Origin of the sequence: Candidatus Rickettsiella viridis (assembly GCF_003966755.1) — a bacterium.
GTDB classification, from domain to species: Bacteria; Pseudomonadota; Gammaproteobacteria; order Diplorickettsiales; family Diplorickettsiaceae; genus Rickettsiella_B; species Rickettsiella_B viridis.
In genome coordinates, this window is the sequence record NZ_AP018005.1 from 1,170,830 (window position 1) to 1,188,100 (window position 17,271).

Here is a 17,271-nt window from a genome sequence, read left to right on the forward strand (position 1 = left end):
TGTGCAGACACTTTTTTATCTGCCGCCATTGATTCTGTCGCAGCACTTTCAACTTCATTATTCATAGGGTCCACTTTTGGTTTAGTTGCCAAGGTTATAACTCCACATCAGATTAATCTTTGGTTTCTAATTCTGCATTAATTGCCAAGGAGCGTATTTCCTTGACTAATACGTTAAACGATTCTGGCATACCCGCTTCCATATGATGGTCACCATCAACAATATTTTTATACATCTTCGTTCGACCAGCGACATCATCTGATTTCACCGTTAACATTTCTTGTAAGGTGTAAGCTGCACCGTAGGCCTCTAAAGCCCATACTTCCATTTCACCAAATCGCTGTCCACCAAACTGTGCTTTACCACCCAACGGCTGTTGAGTGACTAAACTATAAGAACCCGTTGATCGGGCATGCATTTTATCGTCAACTAAGTGATTTAGTTTGAGCATATACATATAACCAACTGTAACAGGGCGTTCAAAACGCTGACCCGTTCTACCATCATAAAGCGTTGTTTGGCCTGATTCAGGTAGATCCGCTAAACGTAACATGCGCTTGATTTCCGTTTCAGTCACACCATCAAAAACAGGGGTCGCCATAGTCACACCTTTACGCAAATTCTGCGCTAACTCGAGCGTTTCTTCATTCGATAACGCATCGAGATCAACCTTTTGCGCGGTTTGCTTATTATCGTTATAGATGGAGCCTAAAAAGGTTTTGATTTCTTTCATGTTTTTCTTGTTATCTAACATGCCGCCTATCTTTAAACCTAAGCCCTTGGCTGCCCAACCTAAATGGGTTTCTAATACTTGCCCCACGTTCATACGCGATGGAACCCCTAATGGATTCAATACGATATCCACGGGCGTACCATCTTCCATATAAGGCATATCTTCGACGGGGATAATGGTTGAAATAACCCCTTTGTTACCATGTCGACCCGCCATTTTATCCCCTGGCTGAATACAACGCTTAATAGCCAAATACACCTTAACGATTTTGAGTATCCCTGGTGCTAAATCATCGCCTTGGGTTAATTTTTTACGTTTACTTTCAAACTTTTCATCTAAAGCTAAACGAGCTGCTTCAAGTTGCTTAGCAACAGCTTCTAACTGTTGATTGGCGGCTTCATCACGCAAGCTGACCGAAAACCACTGATCTTTAGACAGCGTATTCAAGTATTCCAGCGTTACCTTGCTACCTGATTTGAGCTTATTAGGACCACTGCTCGCAACAGCACCCACCAATAATGTTTCTAAACGTTGGTAACTATCATTTTCTAAAATTCTAAATTCGTCGTATAAATCTTTCTTAATTTTTTCTAAAGCCGCAGCTTCGATACTTAAAGCACGTTGATCTTTTTCCAGACCATCACGTGTAAAGACTTGCACGTCGATAACTGTTCCTCGCATGCCGGAAGGCACACGTAATGAACTATCTTTTACATCGGAGGCCTTTTCACCAAAAATAGCGCGTAATAATTTTTCTTCTGGCGTTAATTGTGTTTCACCTTTTGGTGTCACTTTTCCAACCAGAATATCACCACCTTCAACCCAAGCCCCTAAGTGTACAATCCCAGATTCATCTAATTTAGAAAGCGCACTTTCACCGACATTAGGAATATCAGACGTAATTTCTTCAGAACCTAATTTGGTATCACGACCAATACAGGTCAGTTCTTCAATGTGAATCGTGGTAAAACGATCTTCAGAAACAACGCGCTCTGAAATTAAAATAGAATCTTCGAAGTTATATCCATTCCAAGGCATAAATGCGACTAATAAATTGCGCCCTAATGCTAATTCACCGAGATCCGTAGAAGGACCATCCGCTAATACATCCCCTTTCTTAATCTTGTCGCCTTTATTGACTAAAGGTCGTTGGTTAATACAGGTATTTTGATTAGAACGTGTATATTTTGTCAGGTTATAGATATCAACCCCGGCGGTACCTGCTACCGCTTCCTCGTCGTCTACACGCACAACAATTCGACCTGCATCAACGGAATCAATAAAACCACTACGTTTTGCGACAACAACAACACCCGAGTCTACCGCCACTTTACGTTCCATCCCTGTTCCCACTAAGGGTTTTTCAGTACGTAAGGTAGGAACCGCCTGACGTTGCATATTAGAACCCATCAATGCACGGTTTGCATCGTCGTGTTCTAAGAACGGAATTAAAGAAGCCGCTACGGAAACAACCTGCGACGGCGAAATATCCATATAATCGACTTTATCTGCTGTTGTCAGCATGGATTCATTACGATGGCGTGAAGGAATCAAATCATCGATGAGTCGGCCATGGCTATCCAAACGTGTATTAGCCTGCGCAATAACATATTTACCTTCTTCAATAGCTGATAAATATTGGATTTCATGCGTTACTTTACCGTTTTCAACTTTTCGATAAGGGGTTTCAAGGAATCCATAATGGTTTGTGCGTGCGTAAACAGCCAGAGAATTAATCAAGCCAATATTAGGTCCTTCCGGTGTTTCAATCGGACAAACACGACCATAATGGGTTGGATGCACGTCCCGAACTTCAAAGCCCGCACGTTCACGGGTTAAACCACCCGGTCCAAGCGCTGAAACACGTCGTTTATGCGTAATTTCTGAAAGTGGATTTACTTGGTCCATGAACTGAGATAATTGACTGGAACCAAAAAATTCTTTTATCGCCGCAGAAATAGGTTTAGCGTTAATTAAATCTTGCGGCATTAAATTTTCAGACTCTGCCACACTGAGACGATCTCTAACTGCTCGTTCCACACGCACTAAGCCAACACGGAACTGGTTTTCAGCCATCTCACCCACACTACGCACACGTCGATTGCCTAAATGGTCAATATCATCGACATCGCCTTTACCATTACGAATATCAATCAAGGCTTTTAAAACATCAACAATATCTTCTTTAGCTAAAGTGCCAGATCCTAAAATTTCTTCACGCCCTAAACGCCGATTAAACTTCATTCGGCCTACAGCGGATAAATCATAACGATCAGGAACAAAAAACAGATTTTTAAATAAAGCTTCTGCTGCTTCTTTGGTTGGCGGCTCACCCGGACGCATCATACGGTAGATTTCTACCAATGCTTCTTGCTGGCTATTGCTAGGATCAATACGCAGGGTCGTGGAAACATAAGCGCCTGAATCTAAATCATTGGTATACAATGTTTCAATGGTTTTTATACCGGACTCAGCTATTTTTTTAATGATATCAGCGGTTAATTCGGTATTCGCTTCAAATAAAATCTCACCTGTTTCTGGGTCAATGACTGGTTTTGCTAAGGTTTTACCCAGCAAATATTCAGCTGTAAACTCTAATTGTTTTATTTTTGCTTGTTCTAACTGTCGAATTTGTCGCGCAGCAATACGGCGACCTTGTTCTATAATAACTTTACCTGCTGCATCCTTAATATCAAATGTGGCGATTTCACCGCGTAGGCGCTCAGGTACTAAATCTAAAACAACTGACTCACCTTTGAAATGGAAGGTATTATTCGCGAAAAATAATTCGAGTATTTCTTCAGTGGTAAATCCTAAGGCACGTAATAGGATCGTTGCCGCTAATTTACGGCGTCTGTCGATACGAACAAAGAGGTTATCTTTGGGATCAAATTCAAAATCTAGCCATGAACCACGGTAAGGAATAATGCGTGCTGCATAAAGTAATTTACCGGATGAGTGTGTTTTACCCTTATCATGCTCGAAAAATACACCCGGCGAACGATGTAGTTGCGAAACAACCACACGGTCAGTTCCATTAATAACAAAACTACCTGTATCCGTCATCAAGGGCAATTCACCCATGTAGACTTCTTGTTCTTTAATATTTTTAATTCGGTTAGTGCCCGGCGCTGCTTCATCAAAAATAATCAAACGCATCTTGACACGTAAAGGCGCACCGTAGGTTAGACCGCGTGCTTGACATTCTTTGACATCAAAAGGCGGTTGCCCTATTCGGTAGCTGATATATTCTAAGGTCGCTTCACCACCAGAATAAGAAGAAATAGGAAACACTGATTTAAAAGCCGCATTCAACCCAAACTCTTCTAAAGCGTCTGCTGGGGTATCTGTTTGCAAAAAACGATGGTAAGACTCGATCTGGGTCGCTAAAAGATAAGGCGCCTCCATAATCGTGGCTTGTTTACCAAAATTTTTCCGAATACGTTTTTTTTCTGTGAATGAATAAGGCTTAGCCGCTGACTCAGTTGCTTGGGATATCCGAATTACCATCAAAGTTCACCTAGTTTAGAGAACAGAATTACAATTACATTGAAAAAGCACTAACATAAGAATGCTCAAGTTAACCCTGAGCATCTCATTTTGACTTAATAAGAACCAGTTGCTGCCCTTTCATAAAGAAAGGACAACAACTGCTCTTAAATAAAACCAATCTATTTAAAACGCGTTGACGTTATTTCAGTTCAACTTTAGCGCCCGCTTCTTCAAGCTGCTTCTTAAGCGCTTCTGCATCAGCTTTAGAAAGCCCTTCTTTAATAACGGGTTGTGCTGATTCAACGAGGTCTTTAGCTTCTTTTAAGCCTAGATTGGTTGCTGTACGTACTACTTTAATAACATTAATTTTGTTAGCACCAACATCTGCCAAAATTACGTTAAATTCAGTTTTTTCTTCCGCAGCAGCGGCTGATCCGCCCGCACTAGGAGCCGCTACAGCAACAGTCGCTGCGGCAGCAGAAACACCAAACTTCTCTTCCATGCTCTTAATAAGATTAACAACGTCCATTACGCTCATATTTGCAATCGCGTTTAATACATCTTCTTTAGAATTAACGGCCGTACTCATATAATCACTCCAAAAAAATAAAATACTTCTTCTATAACCTTTAGCTTACCCTGCTGCCTGACGCTGATCGCGTACTGCAGCAACGGTACGTACAAATTTGGCATGTGGTTCAGCCAAGGTACGAACCAGTTTGGTAATAGGCGCTTTCATAACTGCCATTAAGGTGGCAATCGCTTCATCACGTGTCGGTAAACTAGCCAGCTTATCAATATCATTCACTGGAAGCAGTTGACCATCAAACGCTAATGCTTTGACTAGCAATTTTTGGTTCTGCTTTGTAAATGCTTTAATAAGTCGCGCTGCTGCACCGGGTTCTTGTTGAGAAAACGCTAAGAGTAAGGGACCTACTAAGGTGTCCTGAAGACACGCAAAATCCGTTCCTTCCAAAGCGCGTCGTGCCAGTGTATTGCGCACAACACGCAAATAAACACCGGAGTTACGCGCCTGTACTCGCAATTGACTCAATTCACCCACACTCAATCCGCGATATTCAGCAGTGACTGCTGATAACGCGTTTTTTGCAACTTCTCCGACTTCCGCGACAATGGCCTGTTTATCTTCAAGTCTTAGTGTCACGTTCTGGTTTCTCCTCATTCTGAATGATACTAAATTGGGTTTTAGAGTGGTGCGCACGCGCACCGTCTATCATCCGCTTTAGCGATACTCAGCAATTTAATTAAGGTGGCCGTAATACGGTTCACCGTCTGCGTAGGGAATATTAAGCTTTGATAAAAAAGTCTATATTGTCTGGATTGCCACACAATGACGACATTTTTTATCATCACACCTACGGTCTTCGACAGTTAGTAGGTTTTTTACCTACTTTCTGCGAATTTCTTAGACCTAAAATGCAGCGTTTTATACTTTGCTTGCTGCATTTAAGCGGTCAATGTTCTGCCCTTATAAGGGGGTAACCCTTCTATACTAAATAGTGGGGCTAGTCAAGCGACCCACTACACACACCCTAGACTGTTTCTGCAACCGATGAAAGGTTAACAAGTAATCCCGGACCCATGGTGCTAGACAAATGTAATCTTCTTAAAAAGATACCCTTGGCTGTACTTGGTTTTGCTTTTTTAACGGCAGACAGTAACGCATCTAAATTTTGCTGTAACTGCTGCGCTTCAAAATTGATTTTACCAATCGTACAGTGCACGATTCCGCCTTTATCCGCGCGGTACTGTACCTGGCCTGATTTTGCATTGGTCACTGCCGTGGTCACATCCGTTGTCACGGTGCCCAGCTTAGGGTTAGGCATTAAGCCTCTAGGACCTAATATTTGACCTAATTGCCCTACAAAACGCATCGCGTCGGGTGTAGCAATCAACACGTCAAAATCTAAGTTACCGGTCTTAATTGATTCAGCAAGGTCTTCAAAACCAACGATATCAGCACCGGCTGCTTTTGCTGCATCCGCATTACCTGCTTGAGCGAAAACAGCGACGCGTGTGGTTTTACCAATCCCGTGCGGTAATACAACAGCACCGCGAACCGCTTGGTCCGACTTACGTGGGTCTACGCCTAGATTAATACTTACATCTACGCTTTCATTAAACTTAACCGTAGAAAGTTCTTTCAGTAAAGTAATCGCCTCTAAAACAGAGTACGTTTTATTAAGAGGAAGTTTTTCTTTGATCAGCTTGAGACGTTTAGTCAGTTTAGTAGCCATTTTATATTCCCCCTTCTACTTCAACGCCCATGTTGCGCGCGGTACCCGCGATGGTACGAACGGCTGCATCCATATTGGTTGCGGTTAAATCAGGCATCTTAATCGCTGCAATCTCTTCCAATTGCTTACGTGTAATCTTACCGACTTTGTCTTTATTCGACGTGCTACTACCCTTGGTAATACCCAGTGCTTTCTTTATCAGAATAGAAGCCGGTGGTGTTTTTGTAATAAACGTGAAACTACGATCGCTATAAACCGTAATAACAACGGGTATAGGCATACCTTTTTCAATTTGTTGGGTGCGCGCGTTGAATGCCTTGCAAAACTCCATGATATTCACCCCTTGTTGACCCAATGCGGGACCAATAGGAGGCGCAGGATTAGCTTCACCAGCCTTAACCTGTAGCTTCACATAAGCTTGTATTTTTTTTGCCATTTTTTTATCTCCGGGTAGTTAGCGCTTATCGAAATAAGCTCCCCTACTCTTCGCCCTTGAATTTTTGTCTACGTTCCCGCTCAACTCGCCATCCTCATGTATGCTGTATACCCTGTGGTGGCTTCGTTTTCGCGGTGCCTTGCCAAAAATCCCATGGCTATGAGTATATTTTCATCATCCCCCTACTAACTAGGGGGGCCTTGATAGATCTACCTAAGTAAATCTAAATTACATTAAGCTTTTTTAACTTGCCCAAATTCTAATTCAACTGGCGTGGAACGACCAAAGATGATTACCGCAACACTTAAGCGGTTCTTCTCATAATTAACCTCTTTAACTTCGCCATCAAAATCAGCGAAAGGCCCATCGACCACCCGTACCACTTCTCCCACTTCAAACAAGACCTTAGGTTTAGGTCTATCCACACCTTCTTGCATCCGATGGAGAATTTTATCAACTTCTTTTGCATTCAGTGATACGGGCTTATCACTCGTGCCACCAATAAATTTAATAACGCCTGGGGTTTTTTGTACTAAATACCAGCTATCTTCATCCATTTCCATTTCTACTAACACATAGCCTGGATAAAATTTACGTGCGGTCTTACGTTTACGTCCCTGGCGTATTTCTACAACCTCTTCCGTAGGAACGATAATCTGGCCAAATTTACGCGTAAGCCCTTGCTGCTGAATGCGGTCGTTTAGCGCTTCTAATACCTTACGTTCATAACCTGAACGAGCCTGCACCACATACCAGTGCATTTTAGGAGCCGCCATGTTGTTTTCAACTACTTCCGATGACTTTTCAGACTGGCTAGAAGAGTCTTGTTCAACCTCAGTTTTTTTTTCTACCATAAATGTAAACTACCCTCTTCTAACTGGTTAAAAACGCAACAAGCCACAATAAGAAACTATCTACTGCCCACAAAAACAAACCCGCCAATAGGACCATCACCATGACCAGAAGCGTCGTACGCACCGTCTCTTGTCGAGTCGGCCAAACTACCTTATACAATTCAGCGCGTGCGGCCTGTGAGAATGACCACAGACGCTGGCCCTGCGTTGTATAAAAAAAGAGCGCTGCCAGCATAAGGATGCCCATTATCCAAGCTATCAACCGAATAGCAAGGGGTTGGTGCGAGAAATGGTAATTAACGCCAATAGCCAGCACCAGGCCTACACCTATTGCCAACCATAGGAAAACATCTTTTATCGATGTTTTACTTTCTAATTTCGTGTTCTTCATCTTACCTTTTCTACCTGGCAGGCCAGGAGGGATTCGAACCCCCAACTTTCGGTTTTGGAGACCGACGCTCTACCGTTGAACTACTGGCCTAAACTGGAGCCCACAACCGGGATCGAACCGGTGACCTCTTCCTTACCAAGGAAGTGCTCTACCACTGAGCCATGTGGGCGACCGATTAATAACAACTTTAATCTTCTTCTACGTGGAGCGGGTGATGGGAATCGAACCCACGCTATCAGCTTGGAAGGCTGAAGTTCTACCATTGAACTACACCCGCAAATAAACCCACTTAAAATTTATTGCACTTGCTTCCCATCGTGATGGGGATTTTTAAGGGGAGAATCGCGATTCTCCCCTTAAATGGCTGGCACAAGCTTTGCTTGAACCAACCCTGTGATCGGTATTCTGGTGGAGGGGGAAGGATTCGAACCTTCGAAGGCTGAGCCGGCAGATTTACAGTCTGCTCCCTTTGGCCGCTCGGGAACCCCTCCACAAAATTGAGGGGGCTATTTTGCGAAAGTCAAGGCTAGATGTCAACAACTATTCTTACTAAACTGCTATTATATATTTTTTATTAACGTCAACGTAATGAACATCTATTCTGCTACCGTCACGCTTTATTTAGTTATGGATCCACTGGGAAATATTCCCATTTTCCTTTCGTTACTCAAACACGTTGACGCCCAACGGCGCACTCGAATTATTCTACGTGAAAGCCTCATTGCGTTTGCTGTGCTGACACTTTTTTTATTCTGCGGCAAAACCATTCTGCACGGCCTAAAAATTAGCGACGAAGCCTTAAGCATTGCTGGAGGCATTATTTTATTCCTGATTGCCATCAAAATGTTATTCCCCAGCCCAACCCGCTATGCAGCCGACGAAACCCTAGCAGAAGAACCCTTTATTGTACCCATGGCCATCCCATTTATAGCCGGTCCTTCGGCGATGACAACCGTTATCTTGTTTGCCAGCCAAGTGCCTAATCAAATGGGACATTTGTTCATGGCAGTAGCGCTTGCCTCTTTAGCATCCATACTGACACTTCTAGCCGCCACGCCCTTACAAAAACTACTCGGCCCCAAGGTCATCGCCGCGTTAGAACGTTTAATGGGAATGATATTAACAACTATCGCGGTGCAGATGTTTTTAACGGGATGGGCAATGTATTCGGCTCACCCCTGAATTAAAGTGCAACCTTATTCGTCATTGCGAGCGAATGTAATGAGTGTGGCCATCCAGTTTACGATACTTTCTGGATTGCCACGCGCTTCGCGCTCGCAATGACGGAATCAATGTGTCAGTAACACTTTCCTCAATATATCCAACGCTTTATCCAATTGTCCTTTGGTAATTACTAAAGGCGGCGCTAAACGAATAACGGTGTCATGCGTCTCGTAGCTTAACAAGCCTTCTTCCAGTAACTTCAAACAAATTTCTCGTCCTTTTACACCCTCAACAAACTCTAAGCCTATAAATAAACCCTTGCCACGAATTTCTTTAATGAAAGGCGTTTTTATTTTTAATAGCTCCTTGTGTAAATAATCCCCTAATTCTTCCGAGCGCTGAATAAGGTTTTCATCAAATAAGACTTCCAGCGCTTCTAAAGCAACGGCAGCCGCTAATGGATTACCACCAAAAGTACTCCCATGGTCACCTGGCTGAAACACATCCATCACTTCACGTTTACTTAAAAATAAAGAAACAGGTAATAATCCGCCACCCAGCGCCTTACCTAAAATTAAACCATCCGGTTTAACCTGCTCATGTTCACACGCTAAAAAACGACCTGTTCTACCTAAACCTGTTTGTATTTCATCGAGAATCAATAAAACATTATTTTTTTGGCACAATTCGGCAACCGCTTTGAGATAACCAGTAGGCGGCACAATAATACCCCGCTCTCCTTGTATAGGTTCGACTAAAAAAGCCGCCGTATGCGGCGTAATCGCCTTTGATAAGGCTTCTAGATCACCATAGGGTATGGTTTTAAACCCAGAGGTAAAAGGACCAAAACCTCGTTTATATTGTGGTTTTGAAGACAGCCCAACTACCGTCGTGGTACGACCATGAAAATTTCCCTTACAAACAATAATTTCAGCTTGATCGGCAGGAACCTTTTTAACAGTATAAGCCCACTTTCTAGCCGCTTTTATCGCAGTTTCTACGGCCTCAACACCGGTATTCATCGGTAAGGCACAATCCATGTGGCTAAGCTCACAAACGCGTTCTAATAAAGCACCCAGCTTATCGCTATAAAAAGCACGCGAACAAATACTTAAGCGTTGCGCTTGTTCAGTTAACTTAGCGACTAAACGCGGATGACAATGCCCATGGCTGACAGCAGAATAAGCACTCATCATGTCGATATAGCGCTTACCGTTAATATCTATCAGTTCGGCACCTAAACCACGACTCAATACCACCGGTAATGGATCATAATTGGCTGCACCATAACGCTTTTCCCTTGCGATGACTTTTTCTTTTATATTTCCTGTGGCATTCAATATAGCAGGATTAAGGGCTGCGTCATTTGGCATAAAGATTTAATCTCCAAAAATACTTAATACGATGTTATTAATTAATAATTCAGTCTTAGCATCTTTATCGAGATGCGGATTATATTCAACAATTTCCATACCGAGTAATTGTTTTTCCTGCTGTAACAACGTTAAAGCTTGACATAAATCCTTGCCTTTAATGCCATCTGGCTCTGGCACACCGACACCCGGCGCATCTTCGGGATCAACCGCATCCAGATCTAAGCTCACACCGAAACCTGCTGTACCTTGCTTAGCACGCACAATAGCTTCCTGCAATACAACCGCTAGACCTCTTTCTTTAATTTCTGGCATTTCATAAATACGCACGCCTAAACGGCGTAATAGTTCGGCTTCCCCACTTTCAAAACTACGACTACCTATCAAACTAACATGTTCTGGCTTTAATTTTGCTGCCGAGGTTAAAATCTGGGTTAGCTTCAAATCACCATGACCCAATAAAGCAGCCAACGGCATCCCATGAATATTTCCACTGGGTGTTGTTTCAAACGTATGGCTATCCATGTGCGCATCGATCCAAACCAACCCTAACGCTGCATTTTTTTTACTTAATTCAGCAGCAACACCACTCCACGTGCCTATTGCACAGGAATGATCGCCTCCTACCACGATAAATGTTTGTTCCTGTTCGCTTAAACGCTGTGTCATACCTGCCAATTGCGTGTTGAGCTCAACAACTTGCGCTAAACACGCTTGCTTTGATTCATACTGAGGAACTAATAGGGCCTGCCAATGGGTTTTTAAGCCTTTATCTGACCATTGTTTTTCAAGCGCGCTCTCCTTAAGTCGCAATGGTCCATCAGCACAACCTGGATTATTCGCAGCAACTCCCGAAGCGTAACCCAGCAGTACCAAAGACTTCGATATCATTATTAAATTCCTCTGTGCACTCTTCGCACTTGACATCGACTACCTCGCGGCACTTGCCGAAAATCCAATTGCTGTGAGTATATTATTTATTATAAGAAGCGTTGATTACTTACTTTTATGAAAAAAAACAACGAATAGTATATAGATTCTAGCTTTATGAGACCACCTAACTTTTACAATCAGTCTTTAAATAAGACTTGATATCTCAGCAAAGCTGACTAACAATAGATCTATGCAACCACTTGCGCCACTCATCAAGGACCTTGCCGTTATATTGGGCGTAGCCAGCTTGGTTACACTTTTGTTCCAAAAAATAAGACAACCGGTTGTACTCGGTTATCTTTTATCTGGAATTATTGTAGGTCCGCATTTACCCCCTTACGACTTAGTCACAGACGTTCCTAGTTTGCACACCTTATCTGAGCTAGGCGTTATCTTCTTGATGTTTTCTTTGGGCTTAGATTTTAGTTTTCACAAGCTTAAACGTGTCGGAAGTCCCGCTATTATCACAGGCTTACTTGAAGTCCTACTAGTACTGGTTATTGGAATAGGACTGGGAAAGCTCCTAGGCTGGCCTATTTATGATTGTATTTTTTTAGGCGCTGCCCTCTCCATCTCATCCACAACTATTATTATCAAAGCCATGGAAGAGCTAGGTTTAAAAAGTAAACACTTCGCCGAACTCGTCTTTGGCGTACTGATTGTCGAAGATCTACTCGCCATTTTATTGCTTGCCGGTCTTTCTATTGTCGTCGGCACACATGCCGTACTATCGGCAACACTAGTGGATTCAGCGATTAAACTCTTCATTGTCGTTGGAAGCTGGTTTTTAGTCGGTTATTTTTTAATTCCATCCCTAATCCGAAAATTAGTGGATGTTGCCAATCAAGAAACATTGACGATTGTATCCGTCGCGCTTTGTTTATTACTGGTCTGTATAGCCGCCTATTTTGGCTACTCTAGCGCATTAGGCGCGTTTATTATGGGTTCTATTCTGGCAGAAACGGATTTAATTCAGTTTATCGAACAATATATGCGGCCCATTCGTGATATTTTTGCAGCGGTGTTTTTCATTTCCGTGGGAATGCTGATCGATCCGGCTGTGATTATTGATCAACTGGGGGTTGTATTACTTATCTCTGCTGTTACTATTCTTGCTAAAGTATTAACAACCGCTAGTGGTGCTTTAACCGCCGGACAAAGTTTAACAACCTCCGTACGCGCTGGATTTAGCATGGCGCAAATTGGTGAGTTTTCCTTTATCATTGCGGGTTTAGGTCTCTCATTAAACGTCACACGACCCACTTTATTTCCTATTATCATCGCAGTCTCTGCTGTGACCACTTTTACCACACCTTATCTTATCCAAGCCTCAGCTGCTGTCAGCCAACAACTAGAAAAAAAGCTACCTGCTTCGTTTAAAAGCTTTTTAAGTCACTATGCGATATTAATTCACCGTTATTTAATGCTGAAGAAAAAACGCGCTATCTATAGTCAATATATTGCCAAATTATTGATCAATGCAGTCATGGTTGCCATCATTTTCACACTGAGTGAAAAATGGCTTTTCCCTAGAATTAATGAATGGGTCACAACAACCTATTGGGTGAATACACTCAGTTGTCTTATCGCTTTATTGCTCGCTTCACCGTTTATTTGGGGCATGATTTTTGCCTATAAAATGTTTCCGCATCGCTCTCATGCAGCAATAAAACCTATTATCGCCATAGGATGGATATTCACTTTCACGGTTATCACGACACTGGCGGTCACCTATTTCCATACTTGGTCGATTACCTTTCTTTTAGCGCTGATTTCCTTCCTGCTGTTTAGCATACTGCACAAACCCTTACAAAAATTTTACCCTTGGTTAGAAAAAAGATTTTTAGCTAATATCAAAACGCCTAGCCACCAAGAAACCTCAAAAGATGAATTAGTAGCCTGGGGAATCAATCTAAGAGGAACAGATATCAGCAGTAATTATTACTTCATTAATAAAACACTTGAAGAGTTAGCACTCAATCAGCAATTTGGCATCCATGTCATCGCACTTTATCGCGGCAGCAAAGTGATACTTGCGCCTAAACACCAAGAAAAAATTCGCCTTTATGATAAATTATTTATTTTAGGTAACGATGAACAAATTGATGCCTTCAGCCAACTTTTACAAACCGGCATTTATCAAGAAGAGCTTGAACTCTTTAATCATTTTGAATTAAAAACGTTTTTACTGGATAGAACACATCCTTTTGTGGGACTAACGATCGAAGAAGCCATGGAAAAAAGCCAGTTAACCGGGATTATACTTGGCTTAGAACGTAAAGGCGTAAGAACTATTAATCCAAACAAAGAAACTATTTTAAACAAAGATGATTTGTTAATTTTGTTGCTAAGTAAACCATTTACCTAGGCGTCATCTTCCCAACAGGTCAAAAAGCAGGCAATATGTTAGCATAACGACTTTGCATAAAGAGTACACGTCATGGCGAGCGAATGTAATGAGCGTGGCCATCCAGGTTACGATATTTTAGATTGCCACGCGCTTCGCGCTCGCAATGACGAACTTTTATTGCATTTTTTGTAGTGTACACAAGACAACTTTATCATTTCATAAAGGATCATTACTATCATTAAGCAGTTTTTCCACCGTCTTTTCCCCAAAAAGAAAATTTATCCAGAAGCAACCATCATTCCGCGGGCGGAACATACTATCTCGCGCAAAAGCATCTCTGCGAATGCACTCAAAGTACTTTACCGACTGGATCAGCATGGTTATAGCGCTTATTTGGTGGGTGGTTGTCTGCGCGATATATTACTGCAGATAAAACCTAAAGACTTTGATATCGCAACCGATGCACGCCCTGAAAAAATAAAAAAACTCTTTCGTAATTGTCTTTTGATTGGCCGGCGCTTTCGTCTCGCCCATATTCGCTTTGGTCGAGAAGTGATTGAAGTCACGACCTTCCGTGCCGATGCTGAAAAGAAGTCCTTAAAACACCGAACGGTAGCCGCTCATGGTATGTTGTTACGTGATAATATCTATGGAAGTATTGAAGAAGATGCATGGCGTCGTGATTTTACGATGAACGCTTTATATTACAATATCGCTGATTTTTCTTTAATTGATTATTGTGGTGGGCTTAGCGATATTCAACATAAAATTGTTCGTATCATTGGCGATCCACAGACACGTTATCATGAAGATCCAGTGCGTTTATTGCGTGCGATTCGTTTTGCTGGAAAATTAGGTTTTACATTAGATCCAGCGACAGCTGAACCTATCCCTGAATTAGCTAATTTATTACATCATGTTCCCCCTGCGCGTTTATTTGAAGAAGTGCTCAAACTGTTCCACCATGGTCAAGCTTTTGCAACCTATCAACTTTTACGCCATTACCAATTATTTAATGAACTATTTCCACAAACATTTGCATGTCTTGACAAGCCCGCAACTGAAAAACTGCTAGAAATCGCCTGTAAAAATACCGATCAACGACTTCAAGAAGGAAAAACTGTTTCACCGGCTTTTTTATTTGCTATCTTTTTATGGCCCGCTGTACAAGCGAAAGTCCAACATTACAATAAAAAACAGACACCTCTTTTTATTCTTTATCAGCACGCTATCAGTCATGTTCTGGCAGAACAACAAAAACAAATTACTATTCCACGCCGTTATAGTACGACGATACGAGAAATATGGGATCTACAACAGCGATTGATTCAGCGCCGTCCTTATATGATCAACCGATTGACGGCACACCCACGCTTTCGTGCGGCATATGACTTTTTATTGTTACGTGCACAAATACAAGAAATACCCTCCGAAATCGCATCCTGGTGGACCGATTTTATAGCCGCTGACGAAAGTACAAAAACACAATTAATTGAACAAATTATAACGCAACACAAAAAACCAAAACGCCATAAAAATCGAGGAAAATTTGTATGAACGGATTGACAGAAGCACCAGTATGGAAGCTACTAGAGCAACATGCTTCTGCCGTAAAAAAAACATCGATTGCCGAATTATTTGCAAATGATTCGCAGCGTTTTAAACATTTTTCTTTACATCAAACTGGCTTAAGTTTTGATTATTCTAAAAATCCTATTACTGAAGAAACATTGAATTTGTTATTCAAACTTGCCGACACATGTGAGTTAAAGAAGCATATTCAGGCTTTATTTTCCGGAGAATGTGTTAATACCACTGAAAAACTTCCAGCACTACACACGGCACTACGCGATCCACGAACATCCGGGTTAAACGTCAATGGTACTGACATACTACCACCTATTCATGCTGCTTTAGATAAAATGGCGAATTTTGTATCACAAATACACAACCATACCTGGCGTGGCGCAACAGGCCGACCCATCACTGACATCATCAACTTAGGCATTGGCGGATCGGATTTAGGCCCTTTAATGGCAATAGAAAGCTTAAAACCTTATCAGCAAACACCGCTTCGTTTTCATTTTATTTCTAACGTTGACGGTTACGCACTCAATCATTTGCTAACGCAACTCAACCCCGAAACAAGCTTATTTATTATTGCTTCAAAATCTTTTTCTACTCAAGAAACCTTAATCAATGCAAAAACTATTTTAAAATGGATACAAGAAAAAACTGCTCCGCATAATCCGCTACCGCAGCACTTTTTAGCCATTACCGCACAACAGAAAAAAGCCCTGCAATTTGGTATCGCGAAAGAAAATATCTTTCCGCTTTGGGACTGGGTAGGCGGCCGTTTTTCCTTATGCTCCTGCATCGGTTTATCACTGGCATTAGCCATTGGCATGCAAAACTTCCGCGAACTTTTAAGCGGTGCACATACGCTCGATCAGCATTTTTTCAAATCGCCTTGGCAAGAAAATATGCCGCTGATACTGGGATTACTCGGTATTTGGCAAAGAAATTTTTTTCAATCCGAAGCACATGTTATTTTGCCATATGATGCGGCACTCAAATATTTTCCCGCTTATTTGCAACAATTAGAAATGGAAAGCAATGGTAAATCCATTCGTATTGATAATAAAAAAGTAAATTACGCCACCTGCCCAATCATCTTTGGTGAAGTAGGACTCAATGGACAGCACGCCTTTTACCAACTTTTTCATCAAGGTACCAGTCGCTTTTCTGTTGATTTTATCTTGTCGCTACGCAATCCTCAGCACATACTGCAACATCATCATCAACATGCGATTGCTAGCGCATTAAGCCAAAGCAAGGCATTAATGCAAGGTTATCGCAGTGATGTACCCTATAAAACCTTAAATGGAAATCATGCTAATAATATCTTGGCCGTTGATGAGCTCACACCGTTTACCTTAGGTATGCTCATTGCCTTGTATGAACATAAAGTATTCGTACAAAGTGTCATTTGGCAAATCAATCCTTTCGATCAATGGGGCGTAGAATACGGAAAACATCTCAGCCAATCCATTTATAGCGCTTTAGATAAAAACACCACCGAATCAAGTGATGCTAATTTTGACTCATCCACACAAGGCTTAATTAAACAGTACCAGCATATGAATGGTGATAGCTAAAAAGAAAACATCCTAAAAATGAACTCTCTTAATTTGCATAGATTCACAGGAATAGGATTTTCGGCAAAACGCCACAAAAGTGCGAAGCGTATACGTTACATTGTAAACAACTCAATACACTTATATACT

13 protein-coding genes and 4 tRNA genes are annotated in these 17,271 nt (G+C 41.8%); 4 read left to right on the forward strand and 13 right to left on the reverse strand.

The genetic code is table 11. From position 1 onward, the window contains the following. Positions 1-112 precede the first annotated feature (112 nt). The 11 genes from rpoB to DMP02_RS05420 form a co-directional block, all read right to left on the reverse strand. Positions 113-4,243, reverse strand: coding sequence for a DNA-directed RNA polymerase subunit beta (gene rpoB, locus DMP02_RS05370; RefSeq protein ID WP_126323083.1), 4,131 nt, complete (start codon positions 4,241-4,243; stop codon positions 113-115). A gap of 181 nt (positions 4,244-4,424) precedes the next feature. Further along, positions 4,425-4,814, reverse strand: a complete 390-nt coding sequence (gene rplL, locus DMP02_RS05375) for a 50S ribosomal protein L7/L12 (protein WP_126323085.1) — start codon at positions 4,812-4,814, stop codon at positions 4,425-4,427. A 45-nt stretch (positions 4,815-4,859) separates the two neighbouring features. Continuing rightward, entirely contained in the window at positions 4,860-5,390 is a 531-nt protein-coding gene (rplJ, locus tag DMP02_RS05380; protein ID WP_126323087.1) for a 50S ribosomal protein L10, read from the reverse strand. 388 nt (positions 5,391-5,778) lie between these two features. Then, positions 5,779-6,483 carry a 50S ribosomal protein L1 gene (gene rplA, locus DMP02_RS05385; protein ID WP_126323089.1) on the reverse strand — a complete coding sequence of 235 codons (705 nt, stop codon included), beginning with the start codon at positions 6,481-6,483 and terminating at the stop codon, positions 5,779-5,781. Between the two features lies 1 nt (position 6,484). After that, positions 6,485-6,919, reverse strand: a complete 435-nt coding sequence (gene rplK / locus DMP02_RS05390) for a 50S ribosomal protein L11 (RefSeq protein WP_126323090.1) — start codon at positions 6,917-6,919, stop codon at positions 6,485-6,487. A gap of 233 nt (positions 6,920-7,152) precedes the next feature. Then, positions 7,153-7,695 carry a transcription termination/antitermination protein NusG gene (nusG, locus tag DMP02_RS05395; protein ID WP_126323510.1) on the reverse strand — a complete coding sequence of 181 codons (543 nt, stop codon included), beginning with the start codon at positions 7,693-7,695 and terminating at the stop codon, positions 7,153-7,155. Between the two features lie 97 nt (positions 7,696-7,792). Further along, on the reverse strand, positions 7,793-8,164 hold the full coding sequence (gene secE / locus DMP02_RS07265; protein WP_197720793.1) for a preprotein translocase subunit SecE: 372 nt from the start codon (positions 8,162-8,164) through the stop codon (positions 7,793-7,795). 15 nt (positions 8,165-8,179) lie between these two features. Next, a tRNA-Trp gene (locus DMP02_RS05405) sits at positions 8,180-8,254 on the reverse strand. 4 nt (positions 8,255-8,258) lie between these two features. Further along, positions 8,259-8,333: transfer RNA gene (locus tag DMP02_RS05410), tRNA-Thr, on the reverse strand. A gap of 34 nt (positions 8,334-8,367) precedes the next feature. After that, a tRNA-Gly gene (locus DMP02_RS05415) sits at positions 8,368-8,441 on the reverse strand. Positions 8,442-8,570: 129 nt separating this feature from the next. Further along, positions 8,571-8,655, reverse strand: a tRNA-Tyr gene (locus tag DMP02_RS05420). Between the two features lie 97 nt (positions 8,656-8,752). On the opposite strand from DMP02_RS05420, the gene DMP02_RS05425 reads away from it, so the two are divergent. Further along, complete coding sequence (locus tag DMP02_RS05425; protein ID WP_126323093.1) at positions 8,753-9,346, forward strand: MarC family protein; 594 nt, start codon at positions 8,753-8,755, stop codon at positions 9,344-9,346. Between the two features lie 107 nt (positions 9,347-9,453). Here DMP02_RS05425 and rocD read toward each other — a convergent pair whose 3' ends face one another. Beyond that, on the reverse strand, positions 9,454-10,701 hold the full coding sequence (gene rocD, locus DMP02_RS05430; RefSeq protein ID WP_126323095.1) for an ornithine--oxo-acid transaminase: 1,248 nt from the start codon (positions 10,699-10,701) through the stop codon (positions 9,454-9,456). Positions 10,702-10,707: 6 nt separating this feature from the next. After that, entirely contained in the window at positions 10,708-11,592 is an 885-nt protein-coding gene (locus tag DMP02_RS05435) for an arginase (protein WP_126323097.1), read from the reverse strand. A 232-nt stretch (positions 11,593-11,824) separates the two neighbouring features. Here DMP02_RS05435 and DMP02_RS05440 point away from each other — a divergent pair, with 232 nt between their 5' ends. The 3 genes from DMP02_RS05440 to pgi all read left to right on the forward strand — a co-directional run bounded on the left by DMP02_RS05440 (position 11,825) and on the right by pgi (position 17,142). After that, complete coding sequence (locus DMP02_RS05440; protein WP_126323099.1) at positions 11,825-14,002, forward strand: cation:proton antiporter; 2,178 nt, start codon at positions 11,825-11,827, stop codon at positions 14,000-14,002. A 276-nt stretch (positions 14,003-14,278) separates the two neighbouring features. After that, positions 14,279-15,541 (forward strand): polynucleotide adenylyltransferase PcnB, encoded by a 1,263-nt coding sequence (gene pcnB, locus DMP02_RS05445; RefSeq protein ID WP_126323101.1) that lies wholly within the window; start codon positions 14,279-14,281, stop codon positions 15,539-15,541. Next, entirely contained in the window at positions 15,538-17,142 is a 1,605-nt protein-coding gene (pgi, locus tag DMP02_RS05450; protein ID WP_126323103.1) for a glucose-6-phosphate isomerase, read from the forward strand. The genes pcnB and pgi overlap by 4 nt, the downstream gene beginning before the upstream one ends. Positions 17,143-17,271 lie beyond the last annotated feature (129 nt).

What these genes read in the sequence shown, in the direction of transcription:
- rpoB (WP_126323083.1), bottom strand. Translation starts at nt 4,243, where the DNA reads ATGGTAATTCGGATATCCCAAGCAACTGAGTCAGCGGCTAAGCCTTAT.
- rplL (WP_126323085.1), bottom strand. Translation starts at nt 4,814, where the DNA reads ATGAGTACGGCCGTTAATTCTAAAGAAGATGTATTAAACGCGATTGCA.
- rplA (WP_126323089.1), bottom strand. Translation starts at nt 6,483, where the DNA reads ATGGCTACTAAACTGACTAAACGTCTCAAGCTGATCAAAGAAAAACTT.
- rplK (WP_126323090.1), bottom strand. Translation starts at nt 6,919, where the DNA reads ATGGCAAAAAAAATACAAGCTTATGTGAAGCTACAGGTTAAGGCTGGT.
- nusG (WP_126323510.1), bottom strand. Translation starts at nt 7,695, where the DNA reads ATGGCGGCTCCTAAAATGCACTGGTATGTGGTGCAGGCTCGTTCAGGT.
- secE (WP_197720793.1), bottom strand. Translation starts at nt 8,164, where the DNA reads ATGAAGAACACGAAATTAGAAAGTAAAACATCGATAAAAGATGTTTTC.
- DMP02_RS05425 (WP_126323093.1), top strand. Translation starts at nt 8,753, where the DNA reads ATGAACATCTATTCTGCTACCGTCACGCTTTATTTAGTTATGGATCCA.
- rocD (WP_126323095.1), bottom strand. Translation starts at nt 10,701, where the DNA reads ATGCCAAATGACGCAGCCCTTAATCCTGCTATATTGAATGCCACAGGA.
- DMP02_RS05435 (WP_126323097.1), bottom strand. Translation starts at nt 11,592, where the DNA reads ATGATATCGAAGTCTTTGGTACTGCTGGGTTACGCTTCGGGAGTTGCT.
- DMP02_RS05440 (WP_126323099.1), top strand. Translation starts at nt 11,825, where the DNA reads ATGCAACCACTTGCGCCACTCATCAAGGACCTTGCCGTTATATTGGGC.
- pgi (WP_126323103.1), top strand. Translation starts at nt 15,538, where the DNA reads ATGAACGGATTGACAGAAGCACCAGTATGGAAGCTACTAGAGCAACAT.